Source organism: Streptomyces violascens, from assembly GCF_014649955.1.
In the GTDB taxonomy this organism is placed as follows: Bacteria; Actinomycetota; Actinomycetes; order Streptomycetales; family Streptomycetaceae; genus Streptomyces; species Streptomyces violascens.
Map to the genome: position 1 here is coordinate 47,424 of NZ_BMUA01000037.1, position 14,457 is coordinate 61,880.

General features: G+C 71.1%; 10 protein-coding genes and 3 tRNA genes. 8 read left to right on the forward strand and 5 right to left on the reverse strand.

Features of this window, described 5'->3' with window-relative positions:
• Window positions 1–87: 87 nt before the first annotated feature.
• Window positions 88–768, reverse strand: coding sequence for a SanA/YdcF family protein (locus IE206_RS38095; protein ID WP_189970625.1), 681 nt, complete (start codon window positions 766–768; stop codon window positions 88–90).
• A gap of 273 nt (window positions 769–1,041) precedes the next feature.
• Between IE206_RS38095 and IE206_RS38100 the strand changes: the two genes are divergently transcribed.
• The 5 genes from IE206_RS38100 to IE206_RS38120 all read left to right on the forward strand — a co-directional run bounded on the left by IE206_RS38100 (window position 1,042) and on the right by IE206_RS38120 (window position 8,195).
• A complete protein-coding gene (locus IE206_RS38100; protein ID WP_189970627.1) occupies window positions 1,042–2,028 on the forward strand; it encodes a sirohydrochlorin chelatase in 987 nt (328 codons plus the stop codon).
• A gap of 100 nt (window positions 2,029–2,128) precedes the next feature.
• Window positions 2,129–3,409 carry a deoxyguanosinetriphosphate triphosphohydrolase gene (locus IE206_RS38105; RefSeq protein ID WP_189970629.1) on the forward strand — a complete coding sequence of 427 codons (1,281 nt, stop codon included), beginning with the start codon at window positions 2,129–2,131 and terminating at the stop codon, window positions 3,407–3,409.
• Window positions 3,410–3,518: 109 nt separating this feature from the next.
• On the forward strand, window positions 3,519–4,781 hold the full coding sequence (locus IE206_RS38110) for an NAD(P)/FAD-dependent oxidoreductase (RefSeq protein WP_189970631.1): 1,263 nt from the start codon (window positions 3,519–3,521) through the stop codon (window positions 4,779–4,781).
• A 29-nt stretch (window positions 4,782–4,810) separates the two neighbouring features.
• Complete coding sequence (dnaG, locus tag IE206_RS38115; RefSeq protein ID WP_189970633.1) at window positions 4,811–6,703, forward strand: DNA primase; 1,893 nt, start codon at window positions 4,811–4,813, stop codon at window positions 6,701–6,703.
• Window positions 6,704–6,944: 241 nt separating this feature from the next.
• Complete coding sequence (locus IE206_RS38120) at window positions 6,945–8,195, forward strand: sigma-70 family RNA polymerase sigma factor (RefSeq protein WP_189970635.1); 1,251 nt, start codon at window positions 6,945–6,947, stop codon at window positions 8,193–8,195.
• A gap of 57 nt (window positions 8,196–8,252) precedes the next feature.
• Here the strand turns inward: IE206_RS38120 and IE206_RS38125 are convergent, their stop codons facing one another.
• The 4 genes from IE206_RS38125 to IE206_RS38140 all read right to left on the reverse strand — a co-directional run bounded on the left by IE206_RS38125 (window position 8,253) and on the right by IE206_RS38140 (window position 13,884).
• Window positions 8,253–10,181, reverse strand: coding sequence for an ABC transporter ATP-binding protein (locus IE206_RS38125; RefSeq protein ID WP_189970637.1), 1,929 nt, complete (start codon window positions 10,179–10,181; stop codon window positions 8,253–8,255).
• Entirely contained in the window at window positions 10,178–11,911 is a 1,734-nt protein-coding gene (locus IE206_RS38130; RefSeq protein WP_189970639.1) for an ABC transporter ATP-binding protein, read from the reverse strand. Before IE206_RS38130 ends, IE206_RS38125 begins: the two co-directional genes overlap by 4 nt.
• A gap of 128 nt (window positions 11,912–12,039) precedes the next feature.
• Window positions 12,040–13,485: an FGGY family carbohydrate kinase gene (locus IE206_RS38135; RefSeq protein WP_189970641.1), complete on the reverse strand. Its 1,446-nt coding sequence runs from the start codon at window positions 13,483–13,485 to the stop codon at window positions 12,040–12,042.
• Between the two features lie 99 nt (window positions 13,486–13,584).
• The gene (locus IE206_RS38140) at window positions 13,585–13,884 is read right to left on the reverse strand and encodes a YtxH domain-containing protein (RefSeq protein WP_189970656.1); all 300 of its coding nucleotides are present in this window, start codon (window positions 13,882–13,884) and stop codon (window positions 13,585–13,587) included.
• Between the two features lie 171 nt (window positions 13,885–14,055).
• On the opposite strand from IE206_RS38140, the gene IE206_RS38145 reads away from it, so the two are divergent.
• The 3 genes from IE206_RS38145 to IE206_RS38155 all read left to right on the forward strand — a co-directional run bounded on the left by IE206_RS38145 (window position 14,056) and on the right by IE206_RS38155 (window position 14,444).
• A tRNA-Asn gene (locus tag IE206_RS38145) sits at window positions 14,056–14,128 on the forward strand.
• 5 nt (window positions 14,129–14,133) lie between these two features.
• Window positions 14,134–14,206: transfer RNA gene (locus IE206_RS38150), tRNA-Asn, on the forward strand.
• A 164-nt stretch (window positions 14,207–14,370) separates the two neighbouring features.
• A tRNA-Ile gene (locus tag IE206_RS38155) sits at window positions 14,371–14,444 on the forward strand.
• Window positions 14,445–14,457: the final 13 nt, after the last annotated feature.

A 14,457-nucleotide genomic window follows, 5' to 3' on the forward strand; every position in this document is an offset into this window, starting at 1 on the left:
CCGGCGTGTTACGCCTGGGCCCGTGCGCGGGTTACACCGCCGGGGCGGGGGGCTCACTCCGGCCGGGGGGTGGTGGTGAGGGGGCCGTCAGCCCGCGAGCGCCCTGGCGACGCCCGGCTCCCTGGGGCCGAGGAACGTCGGGTCCGGCTGGAACACCACGTCGAGGACGGCCTTGCCCGCGGCGAACACCTCGCGGGTGCCACCGTAGTACCAGGTCGCATCGTGCACGGCGTCCACGCCGACGCCGTAGGACCGCACGCCCGCGGCCTCGCACAGCGCCACCGCGCGCCGGATGTGGAAGCCCTGGCTGACCAGGACGGCCCGGTCGACCCCGAAGATCTTCTTGGCCCGTACGCACGAATCCCAGGTGTCGAACCCCGCGAAGTCGCTGACCACGCTCTTGTCCGGCACCCCGTGCTGGACGAGATAGCCGCGCATCGCGTCGGGCTCGTCATAGGTGGGCCGGCCGTTGTCGCCGGTGACCAGGACCGCCTTCACCTTGCCCGCCCGGTACAACTCCACGGCCGCGTCGAGGCGGTGGGCGAGGTACGGCGAGGGCCTGCCGTCCCACAGCCCGGCCCCGAACACCACGGCGACCCCGGACGCCGGGGCGTCGGCCACCGTGCCGATGCGGTCGCTCGTGGTCGCGTACACCCAGGTGGCGGGCGCGAGCCCGAGCACGCACGCGGCGACGACGCCCTGCACGAGGCGGCGCCGGCCCGCGCGGGTGCTCGGCAGACGCGGTCGCTTCAGTCGGATGCGCGGCACGTGGTCCCCCTGGAGAGCTGCGTACTGGTGATCTTCGTCGGTTGATCTTCGTCGGTGTACGAGGGGATGGACGTCCCGGGCGCGGAACCGGTTCGCCGCCGGGCGCGCTCCGTACAGCTCTGTGACATCACCCTGCCTCTCGCGGGTGTCCCGCCGGGGCCCGGAGCCCGAGCACCTCGCCGCACCCCGCCCCCGCTGCCCCCGTGAGGCCATGGAAAACACCCGTCACCGCCGCGCAACGACCCGGCAACGTGCGCCCGGCAGGATCGGTGCATGACGGAGCCGGAGACGAGCCACCTCTTTCCGCACGGCCACTTCTCGCAGCATGGCCGGCCCCCCACCCCGCTGCCGGGCCGGCTCCTTCCGCTCGACAGCACCGCGCAGCTCCTCACCCGCATCACGGCCCAACTGGGCAGCCAGCTCAGCCACGTACGACTGAACGGAACCCGCACCCCCATGCCCCCCGCCGCCCGCCCCGCCCTCGTCGCCGTCGCGCACGGCAGCCGCGATTCCGGCGCGCTGCGGACGGCCGGCGCCCTGTTGGAACGGGTCCGGGAGCTGCGGCCGGGCCTCGACGTCCGGCTCGGCCACATCGAGCTGAACCACCCGCTGCTGCCCGACACCCTGGCCGGCCTGGAGGGAGAGGCCGTCGTCGTGCCGCTGCTGCTCGGCCGCGGCCATCACGTCAAGCACGACATTCCGCACGCCCTCGCCACGGCGGGCCGGCACCTGAGCGCCCGCGTCGCGGCCCCGCTCGGCCCGCATCCGCTGCTCGTCGAGGCGCTGTACGGGCGGCTCGTCGAAGCGGGCTGGCACCTCGACGCCCGTACCGTGCGCGGCACCGGGGTCGTGCTCGCCGCCGCCGGATCGCGGGACCCCGACTCGGCCGCGGACACCCGCCGCACCGCGATGCTGCTGAGCGAGCGCCTCGGCGGGGTGCCCGTTCTGCCCGCCTACGCGTCGGCCGCCTCGCCCACCGTGCCCGAGGCGCTGCGCGCTCTCGCCGCGCGCGGCAGGCACCGGGTCGCAATCGCCTCGTACTTCACCGCTCCGGGACGTTTCGCGGCCGAAAGCGCGGCAAAGGCGCCGTGGATCGCGGCCGCCCCCATGGGTGCGCATCCGGCCATGGCCAGGCTCGTACTGCACCGCTACGAAGAGGTGTTGGCGCGCACGCCGGCGACGGCGCGTGATGCCGGACCCGCTCCCCTGGGCGCCTTTGCACCCGCCCCCACGCGCGCGTCCGCCCTCGCCTCCGCCTGAGGCGAGACCCGCTCCGAACAGGTCTCCACCGTGTTCGCACATGGCGAGCCTCGACGCCCCCTTGAGCCCACTTGTCAGTGACTCCGTTTACTGTCGGTGCATGGAGTTCTATGCCGAGGCCGACACCGAACGCTGGGCCGCCGAGCCCGACAAGCGGCCCGGCCGCACCGCCTTCCAGCGCGACCGGGCGCGCGTGCTGCACTCGGGAGCGCTGCGCCGCCTGTCCGGCAAGACGCAGGTCGTCACGCCGGGCTCGCGGAGCCAGGTCTGGGACGCCAGCCCGCGCACCCGGCTCACGCACTCCCTGGAGTGTGCCCAGGTGGGCCGTGAGCTGGGCGCGGCGCTGGGCTGCGACCCGGACCTCGTCGAAGCCGCCTGTCTCGCCCACGACATGGGCCATCCGCCGTTCGGCCACAACGGCGAGCAGGCGCTGAACGACTTCGCGAAGGACATCGGCGGCTTCGAGGGCAACGCCCAGTCGCTGCGCCTGCTGACCCGGCTCGAACCGAAGCGCTTCGTACGCTCCTCGGTGACGGGCGAGCCGGTCAGCGTCGGCCTCAACCTCACCCGGGCCGCCCTGGACGCGGCCACCAAGTACCCCTGGGCGCGCGGCGGTCACCCCACCGACCCGGCCTCGGTGAAGTTCGGCGTGTACGAGGACGACCTGCCGGTCTTCGCCTGGGTCAGGGAGGGCGCCACGCCGTACCGCAAGTGCTTCGAGGCCCAGGTGATGGACTGGTCGGACGACGTGGCGTACTCGGTCCACGACTTCGAGGACGGTCTGCACGCGGGCCACATCGACCCGGGCGCGCTCTTCTCCGAGGCCGAGCGGGCCGACATCTGGCGCGTCGCGATCGGCCGGTACGTGCCCGCAGACACCGATCCGCAGGAGCTGGCCGAGGCTCTGGAGCGGCTCATCGAGCAGGACTGGTGGCCGCACGGCTACGACGGCACGGCGGTCTCCCAGGCCCGCCTCAAGGACGCCACCAGCCAGCTCATCGGCCGGTTCTGCCTGGCCGCCGAGAGCGCGACGCGCGCCGCGTTCGGCACCGGGCACCTCATGCGGTACGGCGCGGAGCTGGTCGTGCCGCGCGAGGCCCGCAACGAATGCGCCGTCCTGAAGGCGGTGGCCGACCGCTACGTCATGCAGCGCGACGAGCAGGAGCGGCTCCGCGCCGACCAGCGCGTCGTCCTTGCCGAGCTCGCCGAGGCGCTGACCGCCCGGGCCCCCTCCGACGGGCTCGACCCGCAGTTCCGGGCGCTGTACGACGAGGCGGGCGACGACCGTACGAAGAAGCGGGTGATCGTCGACCAGATCGCCTCGCTCACCGACGCGGCGGCCCGTTCGCTTCACTCCAGACTCACCGTGCACCACCGGTAATCCCAGCCGCCGCCGCGTCCCAACGGAGCAAGCCCTCTTCCCCCATCACGCTCCGTGCGGGACGCTCGCAGGTGGTGGCGCCGCGCAGCAAGCACCGAGGAGGCATCAAGTGGTCGACGCAGATCGGACGTTCGTCATTGTCGGAGGCGGTCTCGCGGGGGCGAAAGCCGCCGAGACCCTCCGGTCCGAGGGTTTCAACGGGCGGGTGATCCTCATCGGCGACGAGCGCGAGCACCCCTACGAACGGCCGCCCCTGTCCAAGGGGTTCCTGGCCGGCAAGGAGGAGCGCGACAGCGTCTTCGTGCACGAGCCCGCCTGGTACGCGCAGAACGACATCGAGCTGCACCTGGGCCAGATCGTCACCACCATCGACCGCGGCGCGAAGACGGTCCGGCTCGGCGACGGCACCGTGATCCAGTACGACCGGCTGCTGCTCGCCACCGGCGCCGAGCCGCGCCGTCTGGACATCCCCGGCACCGACCTGGCGGGCGTCCACCACCTGCGCCGCCTCGCCCACTCCGAGCGGCTGAAGCACGTCCTGAAGGCGCTCGGCCGCGACAACGGCCACCTCGTCATCTCGGGCGCCGGCTGGATCGGCCTGGAGGTCGCGGCCGCCGCCCGCGGGTACGGCGCCGAGGTCACCGTCGTCGAGCCCGAGGCGACGCCGCTGCACAACGTGATCGGCCCCGAGCTCGGCCAGCTCTTCGCCGATCTGCACGCCGAGCACGGCGTCCGCTTCCACTTCGGCGTCCGCCTCACCGAGATCGTCGGCCAGGACGGCATGGTGCTCGCCGCCCGCACCGACGACGGCGAGGAACACCCGGCGCACGACGTGCTCGCCGCGATCGGCGCCGCCCCGCGCACCTCGCTCGCCGAGAACGCGGGCCTGGCCATGGCGGACCGGGCGCACGGCGGCGGCATCGCGGTGGACGCCTCGCTGCGCACCTCGGATCCGGACATCTTCGCGGCGGGCGACGTGGCCGCCGTCCACCACCCGCTGCTCGGCACCCGGCTGCGCGTCGAGCACTGGGCGAACGCGCTGAACGGCGGCCCGGCCGCGGCCCGCGCGAAGCTGGACCAGGACGTCAGCTACGACCGCGTCCCGTACTTCTTCTCCGACCAGTACGACCTCGGGCTCGAATACTCGGGGTGGGCGCCGCCGGGCTCGTACGACCAGGTGGTGATCCGGGGGGACACGGGCAAGCGCGAGTTCATCGCGTTCTGGCTCAAGGAGCGCCGGGTCCTGGCCGGGATGAACGTGAACGTGTGGGATGTCACAGAGCCGATCCAGGCCCTGATCCGGGGCGGGGCCCAGGTGGACACCGAGGCGCTGGCCGATCCGGCCGTAGCCCTCGGCTCCCTCGCACCCTGAGTGTCCTACCGTCCCCGTAGACTTCATGCGTGGCAGGCAGGATCAACGATGACGACGTGAAGGCGGTACGGGACGCGGTCCCGATCGACGCCGTCGTGTCCGAGTACCTCCAGCTGAGGAACGCCGGGGGAGGCAACCTCAAGGGTCTGTGCCCCTTCCACGACGAGAAGTCCCCGTCCTTCCAGGTCAGCCCGAGCAAGGGTCTCTTCCACTGCTTCGGCTGCCAGGAAGGCGGCGACACGATCGCCTTCATCCGGAAGATCGACCACCTGTCGTTCTCCGAGGCGGTCGAGCGGCTCGCCGCCAAGGCCGGCATCACGCTGCGCTACGAAGAGGGCGGCTACAACCCCTCGCACCAGCGCGGCGAGCGCATCCGCCTGGTCGAGGCGCACCAGGCGGCCGCCCAGTTCTACATCGAGCAGCTCGGCAGCCCCGAGGCGGAGATCGGCCGCAAGTTCCTTGCCGAGCGCGGCTTCGACCAGGCCGCGGCCGCCCACTTCGGCGTCGGCTACAGCCCGGCGGGCTGGGACCATCTGACGCGTTTCCTGCGCGGCAAGGGCTTCAGCGACAAGGAGCTCCTGACGTCGGGCCTCGCCCAGGAGAGCCGCCGCAACCCCATCGACCGCTTCCGCGGCCGCCTGATGTGGCCGATCCGGGACGTGTCCGGAGAGGTCGTCGGCTTCGGCGCCCGCAAGCTGCGCGACGACGACAACGGGCCGAAGTACCTGAACACCCCCGAGACCCCGATCTACAAGAAGTCCCAGGTCCTGTACGGGATCGACCTGGCCAAGAAGGACATCGCCAAGTCCAGCCGCGCGGTGGTCGTCGAGGGTTACACCGACGTCATGGCCTGCCACCTGGCCGGCGTCACGACCGCCATCGCCACCTGTGGCACGGCGTTCGGCGGCGACCACATCAAGATCCTGCGCCGCCTCCTCATGGACAACGGCTCGGCCCGCGTGATCTTCACCTTCGATGGCGACGCGGCCGGCCAGAAGGCGGCCCTGCGCGCCTTCGAGGACGACCAGAAGTTCGCCGCCGAGACGTACATCGCGATCGCCCCCGACAACATGGACCCGTGCGACCTGCGGCTCCTCAAGGGCGACGAGGCGGTCGCGGACCTGGTCCAGCCCCGCACCCCGCTCTTCGAGTTCGCGATCCGCCAGATCGTGGGGCGCTACGACCTGGAGACCCCGGCGGGCCGGGCCGCGGCCCTCGACGAGGCGGCCCCCATCGTCGCCCGCATCAAGAACGTCGCGTCCCAGCACGAGGTCGCCGTCCAACTCGCCGGAATCCTCGGCATCCTGGACACCCAGTTCGTCGTGAAGCGCGTCGCCCAGCTCGCCCGCTGGGCCCGCGACCGCGGCGGCAAGGGCCCCGCGCCCGCACAGCACCGCCGCCAGCAGTACGAGACCGCCGCCCCCCGGGCCGCCGCCCCGGGCCCCGCCCTGAACCTGCGCAGCCCGGCCCACCGCACCGAACGCGAGCTCCTCAAGCTGGCGTTGCAGCACCCGCACCTGGTCTCCCCGGCGTTCGACGCGTACGGCATCGACGAGTTCACCGCGCCGCCCTACGCGGCGGTCCGCCAGTGCATCCAGGAGGCGGGCGGCGCCACCGACGCGCCCTCCGACTACCTCCCGGCCGTCATGGACTCCGCGCCCAACGACGTGGTGCGCGCCCTGGTCACCGAGCTCGCCGTGGAGGCCATCCACGCCCGCACGGTCGACGAGGCGTACGCGGGCGAGCAGCTGGTGGCGGTCCGCCGCCGGGCCGTCGACCGCCGCCTCCTGGACATCCAGGGCACCCTGGCGCGCCTGGGCCAGAACGGCGATCCGGCCCAACTGGCCGCCGTCCAGAACGAGTTGTGGGTCCTCCAGCAGTACGGCCAGGCCCTGCGCAACAAGGGCGCGGCGGCCCTTTGAGTCCTGTCGGCACCCTTTTGAACCCCGGCCGCCCTTAACCGCGGCCGTCCTGGGTACGCGTCCAGGAGAAGGCTTTCGTCCCAACTACCGGCATCCGGCTGGACGTTCGCGGTCCGCAGGACGCGTGGGCGCGCCCGCGGCGGCGTATCCGTCCGGGTAACCACCCGGTCACGCACCGGCTTCAAAAAGTCACCGCACGCCCGTCGCGGCGACCGTGTGTCGTACCCCACACTGGGTTGCGGTGCCTGAGTCCTCGGAGCGCGGCCGGCCCACCCTCGGGGGTGGGCACCTCACCCCCGCGGATCCGCTCATCGTGTACGGGACGGAAAGCGGCTCGGCCGCCCCCGTCCCGCTGCCGCACGCCCCCGATCCGGCAGCGATCACCCTGGAGGTCGCCCCCGTGCAGACCCAGACCCTGACCGACAACGACGTCGTCACGGCCGTACCGCCGCAGTCCCGGGCCGTACACCACCCGGAGGCGGATCCGGCCGGCCCGGAGACCGGCCCCGCGCCCGGACAGGCCGCCGAGGAAGAGGCGCCCGAACCCCCCGACCCGCAGCCGGGCAGGGTGGATACCGGCGGCCCGTCCTCCGATCTCTTCCGCCAGTACCTGCGCGAGATCGGCCGCATCCCGCTCCTCACCGCGGCCGAGGAGGTCGAGCTCGCCCGGCGCGTGGAAGCCGGCCTGTTCGCCGAGGAGAAGCTGGCGGGCACCCCCGACCCGGACTCCCAACTCGCCGTGGATCTGGACAAGTTGGTCGTCATGGGCCGGATGGCGAAACGCCGTCTCATCGAGGCGAACCTGCGTCTGGTGGTCTCCGTCGCCAAGCGGTACGTGGGCCGAGGGCTCACCATGCTCGACCTCGTCCAGGAGGGAAACCTCGGACTGATCAGGGCGGTCGAGAAGTTCGACTACGCGCGCGGCTACAAGTTCTCCACGTACGCGACCTGGTGGATCCGCCAGGCAATGTCGCGGGCGCTCGCCGACCAGGCCCGCACCATCCGCGTCCCGGTCCATGTCGTCGAGCTCATCAACCGCGTGGTGCGCGTCCAGCGCCGGATGCTCCAGGAACGCGGCTACGAGCCGACTCCGGAGGAGGTCGCCGCCCACCTCGATCTGACCCCGGAGCGGGTCGGCGAAGTGCTGCGCCTCGCCCAGGAACCGGTCTCGCTGCATGCGCCGGTGGGGGAGGAGGACGACGTCGCGCTCGGCGACCTCATCGAGGACGGCGACGCCGCGTCCCCCGTCGAATCCGCCGCGTTCCTGCTGCTCCGCGAGCATCTGGAGGCCGTGCTCTCCACGCTCGGCGAGCGCGAGCGCAAGGTGGTCCAGCTGCGGTACGGGCTCGCCGACGGTCGGCCGCGCACGCTGGAGGAGATAGGGCGGATCTTCGGCGTGACGCGCGAGCGGATCCGGCAGATCGAGTCGAAGACGCTGAACAAACTCCGCGATCACGCCTTCGCGGACCAGCTGCGGGGGTACTTGGACTAGGCCCCGCCCAGGGCGCCTGGGCGGGGCGGGTGGGCACCGTGCGAGGGAACGCCGAGGTCAGTCGACCTCCGCCACCGCCTGGGCGAACTGGGCCGCGTACAGCCGCGCGTACGCGCCCTCCGCCGCCAGCAGCTCGTCGTGCGTGCCCTGTTCGACGATCGAGCCGTTCTCCATCACCAAAATCACGTCCGCATCCCGGATCGTGGAGAGCCGGTGCGCGATGACGAACGACGTGCGCCCGTGGGCGAGCCGCGCCATCGCCTTCTGGATCAGCACCTCGGTACGGGTGTCGACCGAGCTCGTCGCCTCGTCGAGGACCAGGATCACCGGGTCGGACAGGAACGCCCGCGCGATGGTGATGAGCTGCTTCTCGCCCGCGCTGACCCCGGTGCCCTCGTCGTCGATGACCGTGTCGTAGCCCTCGGGCAGGGTGCGGATGAACCGGTCCGCGTGCGCGGCCTTCGCGGCCTCCTCGATCTCCTCGCGCGTGACCTCCTTGGGAGCGCCGTACGCGATGTTGTCGGCGATGGAGCCGCCGAACAGCCAGGTGTCCTGGAGCACCATGCCGATCCCGGAGCGCAGTTCCTCGCGGGTCATCTTCGCCGCGTCGACCCCGTCCAGGGTGATGCGGCCGCCGGTGACCTCGTAGAACCGCATGAGCAGGTTGACCAGCGTGGTCTTTCCGGCGCCCGTCGGGCCGACGATGGCGACCGTGTGCCCGGGCTCCACCGTCAGCGAGAGGTCCTCGATGAGGGGCTTCTCCGGCTCGTACCGGAAGGACACGTTCTCCAGCGCGACCGCGCCGCGCAGCACCTCGGGGCGCTCCGGCGAGGCCGTGTCGGGGGCCTGCTCCTCGGCGTCCAGCAGCTCGAAGATCCGCTCGGCCGAGGCGACCCCGGACTGCACCAGGTTCGCCATGGAGGCGACCTGGGTCAGCGGCATCGAGAACTGCCGCGAGTACTGGATGAACGCCTGCACGTCACCGATGGACAGCGAGCCCGTCGCGACCCGCAGCCCGCCGACGACCGCCACCAGGACGTAGTTCAGGTTGGACACGAACATCATCAGGGGCTGCATGACGCCGCTGTTGAACTGTGCCTTGAACGACGCCTCGTACAGCGCGTCGTTCTGCTCGGCGAACGCGTCCGCCGACTCCTGCTGGCGGCCGAACACCTTCACCAGAGCGTGCCCGGTGTACATCTCCTCGATGTGCGCGTTCAGCTTGCCGGTCGACTTCCACTGCTGGACGAACTGCGGCTGCGACCGCTTGCCGACCTTCGTCGCCACGACCACCGACAGAGGCACTGTGATCAGCGCCACCAGGGCGAGCAGCGGCGAGATCCAGAACATCATCACCAGGACGCCGACGATGGTGAGCAGCGAGTTGATGAGCTGGCCCATCGTCTGCTGCATCGTCTGCGAGATGTTGTCGATGTCATTGGTCGCGCGGCTGAGCACCTCGCCGCGCTTGGCCTTGTCGAAGTACGACAGCGGAAGCCGCGACAGCTTCGTCTGGATGTCCTCGCGCAGCCGGAACACGGTCTTGTTGATGGCCCGGTTGGCGAGCCGGGTCGCCACCAGCATCATGAGCCCGGCGCCCACGTACACCGCGAGAGCCATGACCAGGACGTTGCCGACCGCACCGAAGTCGATGCTGCCGCCCGGGGTGAAGTCCACGCCCGAGAGCATGTCCGCCAGGCCGCCCTGGCCCTTGTTCCGCAGCGCCTGAAGGGCCTGCGCCTTGCTCATGCCGTCCGGGAACCGCGGGCCGACCACACCGGCGAAGACGAGGTCGGTCGCCCGGCCGAGGATCTTCGGTCCGACCACCGAGAGGCCGACGCTGACCACGACCGCGAGCAGCATCACGCTCAGGATGGCCTTCTCCGGCGCCAGCCGTTTGACCAGCCGTTTTCCGGATTCCTTGAAGTTCAGGGACCGCTGATCGGGGCCGCCGCCCATCATCATGCGTCCACCGGGCCCGCTCATGCCGCCTCAGCCTCCGTCAGCTGGGAGAGCACGATCTCCCGGTATGTCTCGTTGTCGGCCATCAGCTCGTGATGGCGGCCGGTCCCGACGACCCGTCCCTCGTCGAGGACGATGATCCGGTCGGCGTCCCGGATGGTGGAGACCCGCTGGGCGACGATCACGACCGTGGCCTCGGCGGTCTCGCGGCCGAGCGCGGAGCGCAGCGCCGCGTCGGTGGCGTAGTCGAGCGCCGAGAAGGAGTCATCGAAGAGGTAGATCTCCGGGCGCTGCACCAGGGTGCGCGCGATGGCGAGCCGTTGGCGCTGACCGCCGGACACGTTCGTGCCGCCCTGCGCGATCGGTGCGTCGAGCCCGCCCTCCAGCTTGCTGACGAACTCCTTGGCCTGGGCCACTTCGAGCGCGTGCCAGAGTTCTTCGTCGCTCGCGTCGGGGTTGCCGTAGCGCAGATTGGTGGCCACGGTCCCGCTGAACAGGTACGGCTTCTGGGGCACGAGGGAGACGGTCTTGGCGAGCAGGACCGGGTCGAGGGTGCGCACGTCCTCGCCGTCGACGAGCACCTGGCCGTCGGTCGCGTCCATGAGCCGCGGCACGAGCCCGAGCAGTGTCGACTTGCCGCTGCCGGTCGAGCCGATGATCGCCGTGGTCTCGCCGGGCCGGGCCGTCAGCTCGACGCCCCGCAGCACGGCGGCCTCCGCGCCGGGGTACTTGAAGTCGGCGCCTCGCACTTCGAGATGGCCGTGCCGGCGCAGTTCGAGCACCGGGCTCTTGGGCGGCACCACGCTGGTGTCGGTCCCGAGGACCTCCTCGATGCGCTCGGCACAGACCTCGGCGCGCGGCACCATCATGAACATGAAGGTGGCCATCATGACGGCCATCACGATCTGCATGAGGTACGCCAGGAACGCGGTGAGCTGGCCGATCTGCATGTCGCCGCTGTCGATGCGGTGCGCGCCGAACCAGACGACCGCGACCGAGGAGACGTTCACGACGGTCATGACGGTCGGGAACATCAGCGCCATCAGGCGGCCGGTGGACAGGGAGACGTCGGTGAGCTCGGTGTTGGCGCCCTTGAAGCGCTCCTGCTCGTACTCGTCGCGTACGAAGGCCCGGATCACGCGGTTGCCGGTGATCTGCTCGCGCAGCACGCGGTTCACCGTGTCGAGGCGGGTCTGCATGGTGCGGAACAGCGGCCGCATTTTGCGCACGATCAGTGAGACCGCGATGCCGAGGACGGGGACGACCGCGAGCAGCACCGCCGAGAGCGGAACGTCCTGGCCGAGCGCCATGATGATGCCGCCGACGCACATGATCGGCGCGGAGACCATCAGGGTGAACGCCATGAGCACCAGCATCTGGACCTGCTGGACGTCATTGGTGGTGCGGGTGATCAGGGACGGCGCCCCGAAGTGGCCGACCTCGCGGGCCGAGAAGGACTGCACCCGCGCGAAGACGGCGGCCCGGACGTCGCGCCCGAGGGCCGCCGCGGTCCGGGCACCGTAGAAGACGGCACCGATGTTGCAGAACACCTGGACGAGGCTGACGGCGATCATGATGCCGCCGTGTCCCAGGATGTAACCCGTGTCCCCGTTCACGACACCGTTGTCAATGATGTTCGCGTTGAGGGTGGGCAGATAAAGGGTGGCGCTGGTCTGCAGCAGTTGCAGCAGGACCAGCAGGGCTATCGGTTTCTTGTACGGCCCCAGGTGGGACCGCAGGAGTCGTATGAGCACGCGCAGGCTCTCCGGTCGGCAAGATCGGGGGGTTCGACCCCCCATCTTGCGACACTCCACCCCTGGAAGCTCAAGCGATTATCGGGGTGAAGTCAAAAGGAATAGCAAAGAGCGTAGGCCCCTCCGCGTCAAGCACCCTGGCCGAAGGCACCCGGGTGGATCTCGTCACGCGTCGCGATGTACTGCTGACGCACCGCCTGCCCCGTCGCCAGTTCCTCGCCGGGCTCGAAGATCTGCGCGGCCGCGCCCTGCCAGGCCGGCGGGGTGTGCGGGGCGAGGGTGCCCTGCGAGACGCCGAGAGCCCAGGCCGCCTGCCGCGCCGCGCCGAGCGCCGCGTACTCGGCGGGCTGGGGCACGACGACCTGGGTGCCGAAAATGGCCGGCGCGGCCGCCTGCACGGCGGGCAGTTCGGCAGCGGCGCCCAGCAGGAAGACCCGCCGGACGTCGACCCCGCGCATCCGCAGCACGTCCAGGGCGTCGGCAAGGGAGCAGAGCATCCCCTCGAAGGCGGCCCGGGCCAGGTGCTCGGGCTTCATCGACTCGCGCCGCAGCCCGGACAGGGTGCCGGCGGCATGCGGAAGCCGGGGCGTGCGCTCGCCTTCGAGATACGGCAGCAGGACGAGACCGCAGGCGCCGGGGGTGGACTTGAGGGCCAGCGCGCTGAGTTCGGCGAGATCCTCGACGCCGAGCATCTCCGCCGTACCGCGCAGGGTCCGCACGGCATTGCTCGTATGCACGACCGGCAGATGCATCCCGGTGGCGTCGGCGAAGGACGTAATCATCCCGCTCGGGTCGGCCAGCGCCTCGTGATGCACGGCCATGACCGAGCCCGACGCGCCGAGCGAGACCACCGCGTCGCCCGCGCCGACGCCGAGCCCGAAGGCGGCCGCCATCGTCTCGCCCGTACCGGCGGAGATCAGCAGGCCCTCGGGGGTGGTGCCGGCCGCGTCGGACGGCCCGAGCACCTCGGGCAGCGCCACCTGGTGGCCGAGCGCGAGCTCGATCAGATCGGGGCGGTAGAAGCCGGTGGCGGCCGACCAGTAGCCGGTGCCGGAGGCGGCGCCGCGGTCGGTGGTGCGCCGCGCGGGCCGGCCCAGCAACTGCCACACCAGCCAGTCGTGCGCCTGGAGTACACCCGCGGTGCGCTGGGCGGCGTCCGGCTCGGTCCGCGCAAGCCACCGCAGCTTCGCCACGGCCTGAGCGGCCTGCGGCACACACCCGACGGCCTTCGCCCACGCCTCGCGGCTGCCGAGCCCGTCGATGAGATCGGCGGCGGCGACCTGCGCCCGCTTGTCGTTCCCGGTCAGCGCGGCGCGTACGAGATTGCCCTGGGCGTCCAGCGCTACGAGCCCGTGCTGCTGGGCCGCGACACCGATGGCCTGCACTCCTTCGAGGAGCCCGCCGGTCGCGGCCTCGCCGAGCGAGAGAAGCCAGGCCTGTGGATCGACCTCGGTCGCCTTCGGTTCGACCGGGTGCGGGGCGTACCCCTGCCGCAGCACGGCACCCGTGTCCGTGTCGCAGACGACGATGCGAGTGAAGGCGGAAGAGCTGTCCAGCCCGGCGACTATCCCCATGGTTGGAGATTCTGCCGCACGCGCGGGGCTCCTGGGACGAGGGTGGCCGGGACAACGGTGTCGCAGGACGCGGGGGGCGTGCCTGTGGGTGCCCGTGGGTCAGGTGTTGCTGGTGCCCCAGTCGTCCTCGGCGCCCGGGCCGCGTTCGCGCAGGGAGCGCACCCGGTCGGCGACGGAGGCGGGCATCTTGTCCCCGAGCTTGTCGCTCACGGCGTGGAAGGCCTTGCCCGCGGCCTCGCGCGAGGTCTGCGCGGCCGACTCGGCGGTGTTCCGCACTGCGGGGTTCTGCGCCACCTGGCGTGCGGACTTCTTCAACTGCTCGTAACGCTCGCGCCCTGCCCGGGTTCCGAGCACGTATCCGAGAGCCAGTCCGGCGGCGAACGTGAGCCGGTATCGCATGGCGGTCACCCTTCCCTAGCGTGTGTGCCGCGCCTACCCGCGCAGCCCCGTGATCACCCGGGGCGGAACCGATTGGCGGAGCACCCCCCTGCTTGCGCTAATGTATGTGTCGCAGCGAACGCACGCCGCCCGGGACCACCCCAGGTAGGTACGTTCGACGCAACGAGGCATTCCCCTGTAGCTCAATTGGCAGAGCAGCCGGCTGTTAACCGGCAGGTTACTGGTTCGAGTCCAGTCGGGGGAGCTCGATCTCCTGTAGCTCAATTGGCAGAGCAGCCGGCTGTTAACCGGCAGGTTACTGGTTCGAGTCCAGTCGGGAGAGCAGCGGAATCGGACCCTTCGGGGTCCTTTTTCGTATCCCGTGGAACCGCTGGGATCCCCTCGAAGTCCTCATGGGCGTGCGAAGCCGACCATCCGAGGCAGGAGATCGTATGAGCGGCTATGCTGCGGCAGACGGCGCGCACAAATGTGCGCGACGCGCCGTTAGGGGCGGTAGCTCAGCCGGTTAGAGCAGCGGACTCATAATCCGTCGGCCGTGGGTTCGAGTCCCACCCGCCCCACATGTTAGGGCTC

Bases quoted from the DNA above. Each gene is read 5' to 3' on its own strand.
- IE206_RS38125 (WP_189970637.1), bottom strand. From the start codon at position 10,181: ATGAGCGGGCCCGGTGGACGCATGATGATGGGCGGCGGCCCCGATCAG.
- IE206_RS38100 (WP_189970627.1), top strand. From the start codon at position 1,042: ATGACGGAGCCGGAGACGAGCCACCTCTTTCCGCACGGCCACTTCTCG.
- IE206_RS38105 (WP_189970629.1), top strand. From the start codon at position 2,129: ATGGAGTTCTATGCCGAGGCCGACACCGAACGCTGGGCCGCCGAGCCC.
- IE206_RS38140 (WP_189970656.1), bottom strand. From the start codon at position 13,884: ATGCGATACCGGCTCACGTTCGCCGCCGGACTGGCTCTCGGATACGTG.
- IE206_RS38135 (WP_189970641.1), bottom strand. From the start codon at position 13,485: ATGGGGATAGTCGCCGGGCTGGACAGCTCTTCCGCCTTCACTCGCATC.